This is a genomic window from Pseudomonas sp. GW821-FHT12A04 (genome assembly GCF_058807755.1).
This window is the reverse complement of the sequence record NZ_JBXAQZ010000013.1, coordinates 82,442-98,565: the sequence shown is the minus strand read 5'-3', so window position 1 is coordinate 98,565 and position 16,124 is coordinate 82,442. Positions and strand designations below refer to the sequence as shown.

The 16,124-nt window shown below is 61.9% G+C and carries 7 protein-coding genes; 4 read left to right on the top strand and 3 right to left on the bottom strand.

From position 1 onward, the window contains the following. Window positions 1-33: 33 nt before the first annotated feature. Window positions 34-468 (bottom strand): MarR family transcriptional regulator, encoded by a 435-nt coding sequence (locus AC1RS8_RS20670; protein WP_007984163.1) that lies wholly within the window; start codon window positions 466-468, stop codon window positions 34-36. Window positions 469-587: 119 nt separating this feature from the next. After that, the gene (gene recQ / locus AC1RS8_RS20665) at window positions 588-2,714 is read right to left on the bottom strand and encodes a DNA helicase RecQ (protein WP_057715948.1); all 2,127 of its coding nucleotides are present in this window, start codon (window positions 2,712-2,714) and stop codon (window positions 588-590) included. A 427-nt stretch (window positions 2,715-3,141) separates the two neighbouring features. On the opposite strand from recQ, the gene AC1RS8_RS20660 reads away from it, so the two are divergent. The 4 genes from AC1RS8_RS20660 (at window position 3,142) to lapD (ending at window position 7,068) form a co-directional block, all read left to right on the top strand. Beyond that, window positions 3,142-3,729, top strand: coding sequence for a UPF0149 family protein (locus tag AC1RS8_RS20660; protein ID WP_057715949.1), 588 nt, complete (start codon window positions 3,142-3,144; stop codon window positions 3,727-3,729). Window positions 3,730-3,739: 10 nt separating this feature from the next. After that, entirely contained in the window at window positions 3,740-4,135 is a 396-nt protein-coding gene (locus AC1RS8_RS20655) for a YbaN family protein (protein WP_057715950.1), read from the top strand. A 256-nt stretch (window positions 4,136-4,391) separates the two neighbouring features. Then, window positions 4,392-5,099, top strand: a complete 708-nt coding sequence (lapG, locus tag AC1RS8_RS20650; protein ID WP_489339987.1) for a cysteine protease LapG — start codon at window positions 4,392-4,394, stop codon at window positions 5,097-5,099. A gap of 22 nt (window positions 5,100-5,121) precedes the next feature. Further along, the gene (lapD, locus tag AC1RS8_RS20645) at window positions 5,122-7,068 is read left to right on the top strand and encodes a cyclic di-GMP receptor LapD (protein WP_489339986.1); all 1,947 of its coding nucleotides are present in this window, start codon (window positions 5,122-5,124) and stop codon (window positions 7,066-7,068) included. Window positions 7,069-7,150: 82 nt separating this feature from the next. On the opposite strand, the gene AC1RS8_RS20640 is transcribed toward lapD, so the two are convergent. Further along, window positions 7,151-15,817, bottom strand: coding sequence for a retention module-containing protein (locus tag AC1RS8_RS20640; protein ID WP_489339985.1), 8,667 nt, complete (start codon window positions 15,815-15,817; stop codon window positions 7,151-7,153). Between the last annotated feature and the right edge of the window lie 307 nt (window positions 15,818-16,124).

Below are 16,124 nucleotides of genomic sequence, written 5' to 3'. Positions count from 1 at the left end.
CGGTCTCTCAAAAACCTGGCGTTCGGTTATGCCTCAAGACTTTTCAAGGTTGCCCAGGATGTGCCCGTGAACCCGCATGCACACCTTCAAATCCGCCTCATCGACGCCTTCGAACAGTTCGTGACGCAGTTGCGTGGCAATGGTTTCAATTTGTTCGATCAGGGGACGCGCTGGCGCGCAGAGCACGATTTTCTTCGCCCGACGGTCTTCCAGCACTGCCTGGCGTTGCACCAGGCCCTGGCTTTCCAGGCTGTCGAGTAAACGGGCCAGGGTCGGACCTTCGACGCCGACGCTTTGTGCCAGCTCACGCTGGGTCGGTGCTTCTTCGAAACGGGCCAGGTGCAGCAGCACCAGCCAGCGTGCCTGGGACAAGCCCATGCCCGCCAGTCGGCGGTCCAGTTCGGCACGCCAGCCACGGGACATCTGGGCCAATTGCATGCCAAAGCGGTGTTGATCGGTTAACGGCATAAAACACTCATGATTAGACTGAAATAAATAAAAACTAATTATTAGTCAGCTAAGCATGAGCCTCGACTTGAGGCAAGGCTTGATCTGTAGTGAATCGTTACATCAGCACTACGGATGTCTCAAATCTCGAACTCCGACTGCAAGGCAGCGCGAACGCAGTACAACACCCCTTCCGGCACCCGGCCCGCGAACAGCGCGGCGATCTCGGAAACCGGCGGCAACTCGCCTTCGCCGTCGAGGAAGGCGTCCTGGACTTCACCCATCAGGTCTTCAGGCAGATCCAGCGCCTGCTCCAACGACAACTGCTGCTTGCCGATCGCTTCGGCCAGCATGGTGTAGACGTTCTTTTCCGAGCACTGCAATTGACCGGCGATCTGCACCGGCGTCATCCCGGCCCGCGCCAGCGTGATCAGTTCGTGACGTACGTCGGCCACCGGTTTCGGCGCTTCGACCTGGCCGCCGAGCACTTCGAGGAAGGCCTCGCCGTAACGCTCCAGCTTGCGCGCGCCGACGCCGCTGACCGTGGCCATTTCCGCCAGCGAGGTCGGCTGGCTGCGCAGCATCTCCAGCAAGGTCGAGTCGGGGAAGATGACATACGGCGGCACGCCATGTTCTTCGGCGAGCTTGCGACGCAGGGCGCGCAAGGCTTCCCATTGTTCGCGCTCCTCGCCACGGACCAGCTGGCTCGCCTGGCTCTTGCTGCTTTTCGCCACGGTTTGCGCCTTGAGATCGCGGCGCAGTTCCAGGGTCACTTCACCCTTGAGCAGCGGCCGGCAGCTGTCGCTCAGGCGCAGGCCACCGTAGCCCTCGAGGTCGATGTCCGCCAGACCACGGGCCACCAGTTGGCGGAACAACGAGCGCCATTCGCCCTCCGCCATCGTCTTGCCAACACCATACACCGACAGGTGCTGATGGCCGAAGCTGCGGACCTTCTCGTTGTCCTTGCCCAGCAATACATCCACCAGGTGCCCGACGCCGTAGCGCTGACCGGTGCGGTAGATCGCCGACAGCGCCTGACGCGCAGGCTCGGTGGCATCCCAGGTCTGCACGCCGTCGACGCAGTTATCGCAATGACCGCAGGGCTCGGGCATGTCTTCGTCGAAGTAGGCCAGCAGCGTTTGCCGACGGCAGCGGGTTTCTTCACAGAGCGAGAGCATGGCGTCGAGCTTGTGCTGCTCCAGACGCTTGTGGCGTTCGTCGCCTTCGGAGTTCTGCAGCATCTGCTTGAGCATCACCACGTCTTGCAGGCCGTAGGCCATCCAGGCATCCGCCGGCAGACCGTCACGGCCACCACGACCGGTTTCCTGGTAATAGGCCTCTAGGGATTTCGGCAAATCGAGGTGCGCGACAAAACGCACGTTGGGCTTGTCGATGCCCATGCCGAACGCCACCGTCGCGACCATGATCAGGCCTTCCTCATTGAGGAAGCGCTTCTGATGGTAGGCCCGCAGATCATTGGGTAGCCCGGCGTGGTACGGCAACGCCGGGAAGCCTTGCTCGCTGAGGAACGCGGCGACTTCCTCGACTTTCTTGCGCGACAGGCAATACACGATGCCCGCATCGCTACGGCGCTCGGCGAGGAACGCCAGCAACTGCTTGCGCGGCTGTTCCTTGGGCACGATGCGATAAAAGATGTTCGGCCGGTCGAAGCTCGACAGGAAGCGCTCGGCGTCTTGCAGGTGCAGCCGGGTGACGATTTCTTCCCGGGTGCGCTTGTCGGCCGTGGCGGTCAGGGCGATGCGCGGCACGTCGGGGAACATTTCCGCCAACTGGCCCAGTTGCAGGTATTCCGGGCGGAAATCGTGGCCCCATTGCGACACGCAGTGCGCTTCGTCGATGGCGAACAGAGAGATGTCCAGGCCCTGCAGGAAGGACAACATACGCGGCTGGACCAGGCGTTCCGGCGCCAGATAGAGCATTTTCACTTCACCGCGGCGGATACGGGCGGCGAGGTCGCGTTGCTGCTCGGCACTGAGGGTGGAGTTCAACGCGGCGGCGGCCACGCCCAGTTCTTCGAGGGTAGCGACTTGATCGTCCATCAGTGCGATCAGCGGCGAGACCACCACGGCCAGGCCTTCGCGCAACAGCGCCGGAACCTGGAAGCACAGGGACTTGCCGCCGCCGGTAGGCATCAGGACCAGGGCATCGCCGCCGCTGGCCACGCGCTCAATGATTGCACCCTGGCGGCCACGGAAACTGTCGTAGCCGAAGATGTCCTTGAGGACGCGTTGAGCCTGTTCGAGCATAAAAACTCCAAAAATCACCGAAACATCCCTGCAAGGCTGGTTCAGAACCCGCGACGCTGCACCGATAAATCGTAAGTGCGCATTGCATGACGCTTCACATTTCAGCCGTGACGCCAGCAGGGCATCACAAAACGCGCGAGTATACCCGAGCCCCGTCCGGCAAAGGGCACCGCTGAGAAGACACCGACAAACCCGATGTACATAAAAACTGTGGGAGCGAGCTTGCTCGCGATGAGGCCATCACAGTCAACATTGATTTCGCCTGAACCACCGCTATCGCGAGCAAGCTCGCTCCCACAGGGGTAGCGCTTGACCGAACTGCAAGGGGAGCAGCTCCCACAAACGGGCAAATATGCCGTGCGGCTGGCCCAAGTGCTCAAGAAGGCCTAGAATTCCCGCATCGAACATTCCCCAAGGTAGTCCTTTAATGTCCTTCGCTGAGCAACTAACCCGCCTGCAAGTCTTCCTCGACGCTGATGAACTGCATGACGAGGCGCTGGACTACGTGGCCGCCCACGGCTACCTCACCGCGCTGTCGATCTGTTCCGAAGTCGTTCCTGATCGTGAGTGGATCGATGCACTTTTCGCCGAGGAGCCGCATTACAGCAGCGAAGCCCAGCGCGAAGAGATCGAAGCCACCCTGATCGGCCTCAAGGCCCACATCGCTCGCCAGCTGGCCTCCGATGAAGAATTCGAACTGCCATGCGACCTGGACCTGGGCGACGAGCCGGACGATTCCGACCTGCGCGGCTGGTGCATCGGCTTCATGGAAGGCGTATTCCTGCGCGAAGCGGCCTGGTTCGAAAGCGCCGAAGACGAAGTCAGCGAAATGCTGCTGCCGATCATGGTCGGTTCGGGCCTGTTCGACGAGCAGCCGGAGTTCGAAGACATCGCCAAAGATGCCAACCTGATGGACGACATGATCGTACAGATCCCGGAGGCCCTGACCGCGCTGTACCTGCTGTGCAACGCGCCAGACGAAAAACCGGCGATTCTCAAGCCCCGCCACCACTAAGGTTCTGCCTATGGACAACCCCATAGGCAACCGCCCCCTGATGTTGCGCTACGTGCTGCTGGCCATCGGCTGGCTAAGCGTGGCGCTGGGGGTGATCGGGATTTTCCTGCCGGTATTGCCCACCACCCCTTTCCTGCTGCTGGCGGCCGCCTGCTTCGCCCGCAGTTCGCCGCGCTTTTATCAATGGCTAGTCGAGCATCCACGGCTTGGCCCGTGGATTCGCGATTACCTCAACGGCAACGGCATTCCGCTCAAGGGCAAGGTCTACGCCATTGGCCTGATGTGGCCGAGTATCCTGTTCTCCTGCTACCTGGTACCGCTGTACTGGGCACGGTGTTTCATGCTGACTAGCGCGGTGCTGGTGACGATTTACATCCTCAAGCAGAAAACCCTGCGCAAATCCTGAAGTCTCCCGCGACCATTGTGGCGAGGGGGCTTGCCCCCGTTGGGTTGCGCAGCAGCCCTAAAGCCATTCACCGCAGATCACCAGATAGATCGCGCTCACCGGTTCACGGCGGCTTCGCCACCGAACGGGGCGGTGCGGCGTTCCGACAAGCCCCCTCGCCACAAAAAACTCAGCGAGCGTCCTTCGGCCGACGACCTGACCTACCGCGCCCAAAACTCCACCTAAACTTCACAAACCTACACTCGAGCAGCCAGACATGGCCCGCAGTCTGCGTAGTCCAGGATGGCCAACGCTCCGACTTCGGCTCGGCGGCTGGTTGCTGCTGGCTGGTTTGGTACTGACTGTATGCAACGGGGTCCGGGCCGACTGGGATTTTGCGCAGATCCTGCAAACCGTTGAAAAACGCTACGGCCCCCTTGGACCGGCGCGAGCTCGGATCGAGGCCTGGAGTCAAATGCTGCAAAGTGCACGCGGCGCCCCCGAACGCGAGCAGCTCAACGCGGTGAACCGCTTCTTCGATCAACAGCTGAACTTCCAGGACGACACGCGCATCTGGCAACAGACCGATTACTGGGCCACGCCCGTCGAAGCCCTGATCAAGGGCGCCGCCGATTGCGAGGACTATGCTCTGGCGAAGTATTTCAGCCTGCGCCGGCTTGGTATTCCCAGCGAAAAACTGCGCATCACCTACGTCAAGGCCTTGAGCCAGAACCAGGCGCACATGGTGTTGACGTTCTACAGCACCCCCACGAGCGAACCACTGGTGCTGGACAACCTGATCGGCGATATCCGCCCCGCCTCCCAACGCAAAGACTTGCTGCCGGTGTACGCCTTCAATGCCGAAGGCCTGTACCTGCCGGGCAAAAACGGCGGCCAGCGCAGCAGCGACTCGAAAAAGCTGTCGCGCTGGCAGGACGTGTTGAAAAAGATGCAGGCCGAAGGGTTCGACATCGGCGACGGCTAACCGCCTTGGCAAGGAGCGAAGCATGACACTGCGTAAACAGTTGTTCCTGGCAATCTGCCTGTTCCTGCTGGTGGCGTTCAGCGGCAGTTTTTTTGCCAGCCTGGAAAGCTCCCGCGAACAAACGCTCAGCCAACTGCGCGCCCACGCCCAGGACGCGGCCACCGCGCTGGGGCTGTCGCTGACGGCACAGGTCGATGACCCGGCAATGATGGAACTGATGGTCAGTTCGATTTTCGACAGCGGCTATTTCAGCAGCATCCGCGTCATCAGGCTCAAGGATCAGCAAACCCTGGTGCAACGCTCCGCACCGACAAAAATCGGCGGTGTACCTGACTGGTTCGTCAACCTGGTCGACCTGCGCCCGGAAGGCGGCGATGCCCTGATCATGCGCGGCTGGGAACAACTGGCACGGGTCGAAGTGCTGAGCAATCCGCAATTCGCCCTGGCCAAGCTCTGGGAAAGCACCCTTGGCAGCCTGATCTGGCTGCTACTGTGCGGGCTGTTCAGCGCCGTGATTGGAGGATGGATGCTGCGCCGGCAATTTCGCCCACTCGACAGCATGGTCCGACAAGCCGAGGCCATCAGCAAACGCGAGTTTCTCAGTCTGCCGAAACTGCCGCGCACACCGGAATTGAAACGGGTCGTGCTGGCGATGAACCAGATGGTCGAGAAGCTCAAGGCGCTGTTCGTCGAGGAGGCTGCACGCAGCGAAAAACTGCGGGCCGAATCCTATCTGGACAGCCTCACCGGCCTGGCCAACCGACGCCTGCTCGACGAGCAACTGGCCGACCATTTACGCGTGTGCGAACAGAGCCGTGACGGCCATTTGCTGATGTTGCGAATCAACGACCTGAACGGCCTCAACCAGCGCCTGGGTGGCCAACGGACTGATGCGCTGATCACTGCCGTCGGCGAATTGCTCAAGCGCCTGACTCAATTGCCGGAGCGTCGAACCTGGCTGGCGGCGCGCAACCGTGGCGGCGAATTCAGCCTGCTGACACCGGGTCTGGATGCTGAAAGTGCCGCGCGCCTGGCCGCCGATGTCAGCGTCAGCCTGGAGAACCTGCGCCTGACCGGCGCCAGCGATTGCATGCCGGTCGCCCATCTGGGCGTTGTCGCCTACCGCCCCGGTGAGCCGATCAGCACCGTTCTCCTGCGCCTTGATCAGGCGCTGACGGAGTCCCGGCAGCATCCCGAACGCCCCTGGGTTCATTTGAGCCATCGTGACACCGCACCCAATCACTCCCAGCACGACTGGCGCACCTGGATCGACGACGCCCTGACCCATGGCAAAGTGCTGCTGTACTTTCAGCCCGTCGTGCAATGCGCCGACACCCGCCAGATGCTGCATCACAAAGTACTCGCACGCCTGCTCGACCCGCAGGGCGAAGCGATTGCCGCAGGGCATTTCCTGCCGTGGATCGAGCGTCTCGGCTGGTCGGGACGGTTCGACCTGGCGATGCTCGAAGCCACGCTGGACGAGCTGGTGGTCAACCGCAGCCCCTTGGCATTGAGCCTGTCCGGGAGCACCCTGCGCGACCCGGTGCAATGGCGAACAATTCTCGACCTGCTCGAATCCCTTCCCGAACTGGCGCCGCTGTTGACCCTGGAAATCGACGAGCGCCAGTTGCCATCCCCCGAAGTGCTGCAGAACCTTTGCAGCACATTGCTCAAGACCGGTTATCGAGTCGGCCTGCAACACTTTGGAGGGCGCTTCAGCCAGATCGGCAACCTGACCCAATTGGGCTTGGCGTACCTGAAAATCGATGGAGCCTACATTCGCAACATCGACGAGCAGCCTGACAAACGGCTGTTCATCGACGCGATCTTTCGCGCGACCCACAGCATAGATTTGCCGCTGATTGCGGAAATGGTCGAGACGCGTGGGGAACTGGAGGTCATCAGTGAGTTGGGGATATTCGGGGCCATGGGTCAATTGATCGGGGCGCCCAGGTTTTCCAACCACTGACCGGGCATCGACCATTGTCCCGGGCAACAAAGAACCCGCCTCCCCTTCACAGGGATGGCGGGTTCTTTAGCGGGTTTTCAGGTCACACGGTATCCACCTTCAACGAATGATCGTTGAGCATGCCGTTGATAATGGTCCCCGTGTCATGCCCACCCGCGATCACCCCACCCGCGCCTGGCGTTACACCGTATTGACTGGCGAGGTCGACGCCGGCCAGGTCAATGGTCTGGTTCGGCGCGGCACCGGCCATGGCGCTGACGTCGATGCTGGTCACTGTCGACGGCCCGCTGCCGGTGACGGTGAAGTGCAGGTAATCATCCAGCGAAGCCGTGGTGCCGCTTTCCCCTTGTAGCAGTTGCGACAGGTCGAGTTTGTCGGTGCCGGGCGTGAAGTCAGTGATCACGTCATGGCCACTGTTGCCCTTGAACCACTGGAAGGTATCGCCCCCCGCCCCCCCGGTCAGGGTGTTATTGCCCAGGCCACCAATCAGCAAGTCATCGCCGCCCCCGCCACTGAGGATGTCGTTGCCAAGACCGCCATTGATCGTGTTGTTAGTGTTGTCGCCGGTCAGGGTGTCGTTGAAGTTCGAGCCGATGAGGTTTTCGATACCGGTCAGGGTGTCAGTGCCGGCACCGAGAGTGTTTTGCCCACCCGACAGGCTGAGGCCGACCGTCACCCCAGCCGTGGCGTGGGCGTAACTGGCCGTGTCGATACCCGTGCCGCCATCAAGGATGTCATTGCCCTGGCCGCTGAAGAGCAGATCATTGCCGGCGCCACCATGCAGCTCGTTGTTGCCGGAACCGGCAGTGAGCACATCGTTGCCGTCGCCGGCATTGATGATGTTGTTGCCCGCGCCCGCCACCAGTACGTCATCCCCGCTGGTACCGGTGAGGGTATGGCCGTCCTGATAGCTGATGGTCAGGTTGGCCGAGTCGCTGCCGCCGTGGTTGTCGTTGGCGGTGTAGGTGCCGTGGTAGTCCGTAGTGACTTCGTGTGCTCCGGCGTAGTTGACGGACATGGTCAGTTCGTAATTTTCTGCCCCATTCTTATTGCCGCCACTGGAGTTGGCGATGTTGGTCACGTGGATCTGGTAAGTGCCATCGGCGCCTGCGGTGATGGTGTCACCATCGGCGATGCTTACGAACGCCCCACCGTTGAGCGAATACTCCATCGTGATGTGCCCGGCATCCAGGTTGTGATTGAGGTTGAGTGTCTCTCCTTGATTCAGCTTGACCGTGATGAAGTCTTCATTGTTGCCATTGGAGTTGTTCGCTGCGCCAAGATAGCCACTGACCACCAGCAGCGCCGTCATGGTCGCCGCGTTGGCCGCAAAGGCGTTGCGCACGTTGGCCAGATTCTGGTTGCCGGGGTTGTTGTTTTCGCCGGCGAAGCTGATCGCGCCGGTGCCGGTGAAGTCCGCGCCTTTCACGACCCAGCCGGTGTTGAACGAGGTCGGTGTCGCCGAAAGTTGGTCGCCATTGGGGTCGGTGTCGTTGGCCAGCAACAGTTCGCCCGGCACCACGATGGTGCCCGAGAGCACGTTGGTGATGACGTGGTCGTCCACCGCCACCGGAGGCGCGTTGGGGATCACTTTCACGGTCAGCGTCGAGCTGGCGAGGTCGCCATCGTTGTCGCTGGCGGTGAAACCGATGTTCTCGGTGATCACCACCGCAGTGGTTTTCTGCGAGGTGTAGTTGTAATCGCCAGTGTCGAGGTTGATCACCAACGTGCCGCCGTTGTTGGTGGCGATGCTCACCGTGTTGTTCACGGTGTTGAAGGTGCCGTGGTTGGTGCCACCGCTTGACGTCAACGAACCCTGGCCGCTGAGGGCGTTTGGATCGTAAGTGTAGGTAGTGCCGTCGACCACGATGGATTTGATGAAACCGCCATCAGCGCCGAACGTGCCGCCCTCACCCAGCAACGAACCGGTGACCGGTGAGCCGACCACGGTGCCGGACAGCACCGAGTTGAGTTGGTTGAGGTCAGTGACCACCACCGCATTGGTGTTGGTGTGGCTGATGCCGTCGTAGGCCAGCGGATCGAGGTTGGCGTTGCTCACGCCACTGCCCAGGCCGATCGCGTAGTTCTTGATGTTGTTGGCATCGAGGAAGGCTTTCAGCGCGGTTTCGTCGGCGGTGCCGATTTCCTGGCCGGTGGTGGGCTTGCCGTCGGAGAAGAAGTAGCCGACGTTTTGCGCACCGGTCAGTTTGCCCGAGGTGTTGAACGCGGCCTGCATGGTCACCACGGCCGCGTCGTAGTTGGTCCCGCCGTTCGCGGTGAGGCCGGCCAGCAGTGTCTTGGCGGTCGCGACATCGACCCACACAGAGGTCATGTCGGTAGCGCTGCTGCTGAAGGTGACGAGCTGCACTTTCACATCGCCGAGGTCATCGTATTTATCCAGCAAGGCACTGATGGCCTGCTTGGCCAGGGCCAGGCGCGACAGGCCCGACACGCCGGATGGGTCGGCCATGCTGCCGGAGACGTCGAGCACGATCAGCAGATTGGAATCGATCTCCACCGCCGCCACCGAGCGATCCGTTGCCACCGCCTTGGGCACGTCATCGACAATGTTGACCACGATGGTGCTGGTGCTGCTGTTGCCCAGCGCATCGGTCGCTTTGTAGGTGAAGCTTTCACTCAGGCTGTTCGGCCCGTCGTTGGCATTCGGCAAGGTTTTCGGAGCCGAGGTCAGGGTGTAGGTATAGCTGCCGTTGGGGTTGATCAGGATCTTTCCGTAGGTGCCTGTCGCGCTGCCGACCAGGGTGTAGGTGAGCGCGCCGCTGGCACCCGAGACCGAACCGACCAGGGTCCCGGACGCGGTTTCGCCAGTGTTGCCCGGGTCGCTGCCGGTGACCGTACCGGCGACCAGGTCCAGCCCGTCCTTGCTCAGGTCGAGGGCTTTTTCGTAGACCGTCACGTCGCTATCGGGGTTGGCCTTGATCGTGCTGCTGGCGACGTCGATGGTGATGGTGGTGGTGCTTTCATCGCCATCGGCATCACGCACGGTGTAGGTGAACGTGTCAGTGGCGCCCGGATCGCCGACGGAATCCTGGTTGCTGTGATACACCGCGTTGCCGTTGGCATCGAGGGTCAGGTAGCCATAGGTGCCGTTGATCTGGTTACCCAGTCCGCCGATGGCCGAGGTCGAGGTGTTGCCGCCGGCACGCACGCCGACCACCGTCGCCGGACCATCGGCGCCGCTGGCGTCATTGCCCAGCACACTGATGTTGACGGTGCCGCCCTCCACTACCGACGACGAGTCAGGTTTGGCGCTCGGCAAGTCATCGATGATGTTGACGTTGATCTGCCCGGTCGCCGTGTCGCCATTGCTGTCGGTAGCGACGACGTTGAAGTTCTCGGTCAGGCTGTTGGCGCCGTTGGCGGTTGGATGGGCTTCGTTATCGTTGAGGGTGTAGCTGTAGCTGATTACCCCGGTCGCCGGGTTGTAATCGGTGATGGTCAGGGTGCTGCCCAGTAGCGTAACGGCCGTTTGCGGGAAGCTGGCGGCCACGCCTCCGCTGACGACAGTGATGCCGCCCACGGTCAGGGTCGTCACGCCGTCCAGTGCGGTGACGGTGAAGGTGCCGCTCTGGGTCAGGGCCGATGCGTTGGGGTTGCTGCCGTCGCTGAGATTTTTTTCGTAGACCGTCAGCTCACCGCCATACACGTTGAGGCCGTCGAGGGTCACCGGATCGTCGTTGTTGTAGACGTTGAGCACCAGGTTGGCGGTGCTGCTGTCGCCGTCCGAATCGGTAATTGTGTAGGTGAAGGTTTCGGTGCCGTCGCCACCGCCGTGCAATGCCTGGAAGTCGGCATCGCTGGTGTTCAGGGTGTAGGTGTAAGTGCCGTTGGCATTCAGCACCAGAGTGCCGTAGGTGCCGGTGAAGGTGCCGGGGGTGATAGGGCCGGCGTTTTCGCCGATCGTTACCCGGTCAGCACCTTGCACGTCGTTGCTCAGCACGTTGCCGTTGAGGGTCAGCAGGGTTTCCGAAGCCGTTGATGCATTGCTGTCGTACACGCCTTTCGGCAGGTCGTCGACGATGTTCACATCGAGGCTGCCCGTGGCGGTCGTGCCGTTGTCATCGACCACGGTCACGGCGAACTGCTCAGGCAGGGTGTTGGCACCGTTGGCGGTCGGGTGCGCTTCATTGTCGTTGAGGGTGTAGCTGTAACTGACCACCCCGCTCGCCGCGTTGAACCCGGTAATGGTCAGGGTGCTGCCCAGCGGGGTGGTGATCGATTGCGGGAAGCCGGCGGCCACGCCAGCGGTGACCACGGCGATGCCGCCGACAGTCAGGGTCGTTACACCGTCGAGTGCAGTGACGGTGAAGGTGCCGCTCTGGGTCAGGGCCGACGCGTTGGGGTTGCTGCCGTCGCCGAGATTTTTTTCGTAGACCGTCAGCTCACCGCCATACACGTTGAGGCCGTCGAGGGTCACCGGATTGTCGTTGTTGGAGACGTTGAGCACCAGGTAGGCAGTACGGCTGTCGCCGTCCGAATCGGTGATTGTGTAGGTGAAGGTTTCGGTGCCGTCGCCACCACCGTGCAGGGCTTTGAAGTCGGCATCGCTGGTGTTGAGGGTGTAGGTGTAAGTGCCGTTGGCATTCAGCACCAGGGTGCCGTAGGTGCCGGTGAAGGTACCGGGAGTAATCGGGCCGGCGTTTTCGCCTAGCGGCACGCGGTCGGCGCCTTGCACGTCGTTGGTCAGCACGTTGCCGTTGAGGGTCAGCAGGGTTTCCGAAGCCGTTGATGCATTGCTGTCGTCCACGCCCTTCGGCAAGTCATCGACGATGTTGACGTTGATCTGCCCGGTTGCACTGTCGCCATCGCTGTCGGTAGCGACGACGTTGAAGTTCTCGGTCAGGCTGTTGGCGCCGTTGGCGGTCGGGTGCGCTTCATTGTCGTTCAGGGTGTAGCTGTAACTCACCACGCCAGTGGCGGCGTTGAACCCGGTAATGGTCAGGGTGCTGCCCAGCGGAGTGGTGATCGATTGCGGGAAGCCGGCGGCCACGCCAGCGGTGACCACGGCGATGCCGCCGACGGTCAGGGTTTGCAAGCCATCGAGGGCGGTGATGGTAAACGCCCCGCTCTGGGTCAGGGCCGACGCGTTGGGGTTACTGCCGTCGCCGAGATTTTTTTCGTAGACCGTCAGCTCACCGCCATACACGTTGAGGCCGTTGAGGGTCACCGGATCGTCGTTGTTGTAGACGTTGAGCACCAGGTTGGCGGTGCTGCTGTCGCCGTCCGAATCGGTGATTGTGTAGGTGAAGGTTTCGGTGCCGTCGCCACCGCCGTGCAACGCCTTGAAGTCGGCATCGCTGGTGTTGAGGGTGTAGGTGTATGTGCCATTGGCATTCAGTACCAGGGTGCCGTAGGTGCCGGTGAAGGTGCCAGGGGTGATCGGCCCGCTACTCTCCCCAACCGTTACCCGATCGGCGCCTTGCACGTCGTTGGTCAGCACATTGCCGTTGAGCGTCAGCAGAGTTTCCGAGGCGGTGCCATTGTTGTCGCCCACGGCGTTGGGCAGATCGTCGACGATGTTCACGTCGAGAGAACCGGTGGCGGTCGTGCCGTTGTCGTCGACCACGGTCACGGCGAACTGCTCAGGCAGGGTGTTGGCGCCGGCGGCGGTCGGGTGTGCTTCGTTATCGTTCAGGGTGTAGCTGTAGCTGACCACGCCGGTCGCCGCGTTGAACCCGGTGATGGTCAGGGTGCTGCCCAGCGGGGTGGTGATCGATTGCGGGAAGCCGGCGGCCACGCCAGCGGTGACCACGGCGATACCGCCGACAGTCAGGGTCGTCACGCCGTCGAGGGCGGCGACGGTGAAGGTGCCGTTCTGGGTCAGGGCAGTGGCATCCGGTGCACTGCCGTCGCTGAGGTTTTTCTCGAAGACGGTCAACTCGCCGCCCTCAGTATTCAAACCGCCAATCGTGATCGGGTCATCGTTGTTGTGGATCTGCAGTACCAGGTTGGCGGTGCTGCTGTCGCCGTCCGAATCGGTGATTGTGTAGGTGAAGGTTTCGGTGCCGTCACCACCGCCGTGCAGGGCTTTGAAATCCGCATCGCTGGTGTTGAGGGTGTAGGTGTAAGTGCCGTTGGCATTCAGCACCAAAGTGCCGTAGGTGCCGGTGAAGGTGCCGGGGGTGATCGGGCCGGCGTTTTCGCCGAGCGTCACGCGGTCAGCACCTTGCACGTCGTTGCTCAGCACGTTGCCGTTGAGCGTGAGCAGGGTTTCCGAGGCGGTGCCATTGTTGTCGCCCACGGCGCTGGGCAGGTCGTCAACGATGTTCACGTCCAGTGAACCGGTGGCAGTGGTGCCGTTGTCGTCGACCACGGTCACGGCGAACTGCTCGGGCAATGTGTTGGCGCCGTTGGCAGTTGGGTGGGCTTCGTTATCGACCAGCGTGTAGCTGTAACTGACCACGCCGGTTACCGCATTGAACCCGGTGATGGTCAGGGTGCTGCCCAGCGGCGTAGTGATCGATTGCGGGAAACCGGCGGCCACGCCAGCGGTGACCACGGCGATACCGCCCACGGTCAGGGTGGTTACGCCATCCAGCGCAGTGACGGTGAAAGTACCGCTCTGGGTCAGGGCAGTGGCGTCCGGTGCGCTGCCGTCGCTGAGATTTTTCTCGAAGACGGTCAACTCACCGTCCCCGGTATTCAAACCGCCAATCGTGATCGGGTCATCGTTGTTGTGGATTTGCAGCACCAGGTTGGCGGTGCTGCTGTCGCCATCGGCGTCTGTCAGCGTATAGGCGAAGGTTTCCGTGCCATTGCCGCCGCCGTGCAACGCCTTGAAGTCGGTATCGCTGGTGTTGAGGGTGTAGGTGTAAGTGCCGTTGGCATTCAGCACCAAAGTGCCGTAGGTGCCGGTGAAGGTGCCGGGGGTGATCGGCCCGCTGTTTTCGCCGAGCGGCACGCGGTCTGCGCCTTGCACGTCGTTGCTCAGCACGTTGCCGTTGAGGGTCAGCAGGGTTTCCGAGGCGGTGCCATTGCTGTCGCCCACAGCGCTGGGCAGGTCGTCGACGATGTTCACGTCGAGAGAACCGGTGGCAGTGGTGCCGTTGTCGTCGACCACGGTCACGGCGAACTGCTCGGGTAATGTGTTGGCGCCGTTGGCAGTTGGATGGGCTTCGTTATCGACCAGCGTGTAGCTGTAGTTGACCACGCCGGTCACCGCGTTGAACCCGGTGATGGTCAGGGTGCTGCCCAATGGAGTGGTGATCGATTGCGGGAAGCCGGCGGCCACGCCAGCGGTGACCACGGCGACTCCGCCGACAGTCAGGGTCGTCACGCCGTCGAGGGCGGCGACGGTGAAGGTGCCGTTCTGGGTCAGGGCAGTGGCGTCCGGTGCACTGCCGTCGCTGAGGTTTTTCTCGAAGACGGTCAACTCACCGCCCCCGGTATTCAAACCGCCAATCGTGATCGGGTCATCGTTGTTGTGGATCTGCAGTACCAGGTTGGCGGTACTGGTGTCGCCATCGGCGTCTGTCAGCGTATAGGCGAAGGTTTCGGTGCCATTGCCGCCGCCGTGCAACGCCTGGAAGTCGGCATCGCTGGTGTTGAGGGTGTAGGTGTAAGTGCCGTTGGCATTCAGCACCAGGGTGCCGTAGGTGCCAGTGAAGGTACCGGGGGTGATCGGCCCGCTGTTTTCACCGAGCGTCACCCGGTCCGCGCCCTGCACGTCGTTGCTCAGCACGTTGCCGTTGAGGGTCAGCAGGGTTTCCGAGGCGGTGCCATTGTTGTCATCGACTGCTTGCGGCACGTCGTCGATGATGCTGATATCCAGCGTACCGGTAACGCTGTCGCCATTGCTGTCGCTGGCCACCACGGTGACGTGTTCGGCAAGACTATTGGCACCCTCGCCGCTTGCGTGGGTTTCGGCACGGTTGAGGGTGTAGCTGTAACTGACCACGCCCGTGGCCGGGTCGTAACCGGTGATGGTCAAGGTACTGCCCAGAGGTGAGGTGATCGACTGCGGAAAACCTGCCGCCACACCGCCGCTGATCAAGTTGATTGCGCCGATGCTGAGGCTGGTCAGCCCGTCTGGCGCATTGATGGTGAAGGTGCCGCTTCGCGTCAGCGAAACTTCGTTCCTCGCCGAACCGTCGGCCAGGTTGGCTTCATTGACAGTCCGCTCGCCGTTCTGCTCCGACAGGCCGACGAAGGTGACCGGATTGTTCGGCACCTGCGGCGGCACCACAGGGGCTTCGTCCGCTACAGCGATGTCCGGATTAACGTTAAGGCGCTCTTCGGGAAATTCGGGAATGCCATTGAACCCGGCAGTGGGGAAGCCGATGACCGGATCGACTCGCCCGCCCACTTCTTCGAGCATGACAAAACTATGGCCACTGCCCGGGATGCCGCCCGGTACTCCGGTAGTCATGGCAGGCCCGGCAGCGGTGGCTTCAGCGGTTTGGGTCGGGTCGTCGCCCGCCGCAATGGCTTTTTGCAGCTGTTCGACATCGGTCAGTTGCGCTTCGCTCGGAGTCACCGCTTCGGGTGAGTCGATATGGGGAATCTGATTGGCGAGCAACTGCGGCGTCATCTGCATGCTGCTGTCGCGCCCGAGGGTCAGTTCCTGGCCATTTTGCAGATGTACCGCCACCGCGCCTTCAGCGCCGGTGCTCAGTCGGTCGCCAGCGAACAGCCGGTCCCCCTCGACCAAAGCACGCCGGGTGCCGTCGCTCGCAATCGCGAACACCTGACCGATGACCTTACTGACGATTCCGATGAGCGTTGCCATGTGCACTTCCTCCGCCGCCAACCGCTGTCGGCACCTTGATTGCGCGAAGAACGTGCTCATGGCCCGAGCGGGTTGTCTGGCGGATCGTGTTCCGGGTGCCGGTTTACTTGAGTAAGCCGTGGCCCCGGCAACGATCTCGCCCAGCCAGTCGCTCACGGCGCTGTTTACGATTTCGGGAAAATCCCTCTGCAATCAATGGCATCGGATCCCTGTTCGCAACAACGTTGCCTGTGAGCGATGCGTAACGATCTCGAAGCACTCAAGTGACAAAAAACCGTCGCCACAAGATCGCTCGCATCCCTCCCCT

What these genes read in the sequence shown, in the direction of transcription:
- AC1RS8_RS20670 (WP_007984163.1), bottom strand. Translation starts at nt 468, where the DNA reads ATGCCGTTAACCGATCAACACCGCTTTGGCATGCAATTGGCCCAGATG.
- recQ (WP_057715948.1), bottom strand. Translation starts at nt 2,714, where the DNA reads ATGCTCGAACAGGCTCAACGCGTCCTCAAGGACATCTTCGGCTACGAC.
- AC1RS8_RS20660 (WP_057715949.1), top strand. Translation starts at nt 3,142, where the DNA reads ATGTCCTTCGCTGAGCAACTAACCCGCCTGCAAGTCTTCCTCGACGCT.
- AC1RS8_RS20655 (WP_057715950.1), top strand. Translation starts at nt 3,740, where the DNA reads ATGGACAACCCCATAGGCAACCGCCCCCTGATGTTGCGCTACGTGCTG.
- lapG (WP_489339987.1), top strand. Translation starts at nt 4,392, where the DNA reads ATGGCCCGCAGTCTGCGTAGTCCAGGATGGCCAACGCTCCGACTTCGG.
- lapD (WP_489339986.1), top strand. Translation starts at nt 5,122, where the DNA reads ATGACACTGCGTAAACAGTTGTTCCTGGCAATCTGCCTGTTCCTGCTG.
- AC1RS8_RS20640 (WP_489339985.1), bottom strand. Translation starts at nt 15,817, where the DNA reads ATGGCAACGCTCATCGGAATCGTCAGTAAGGTCATCGGTCAGGTGTTC.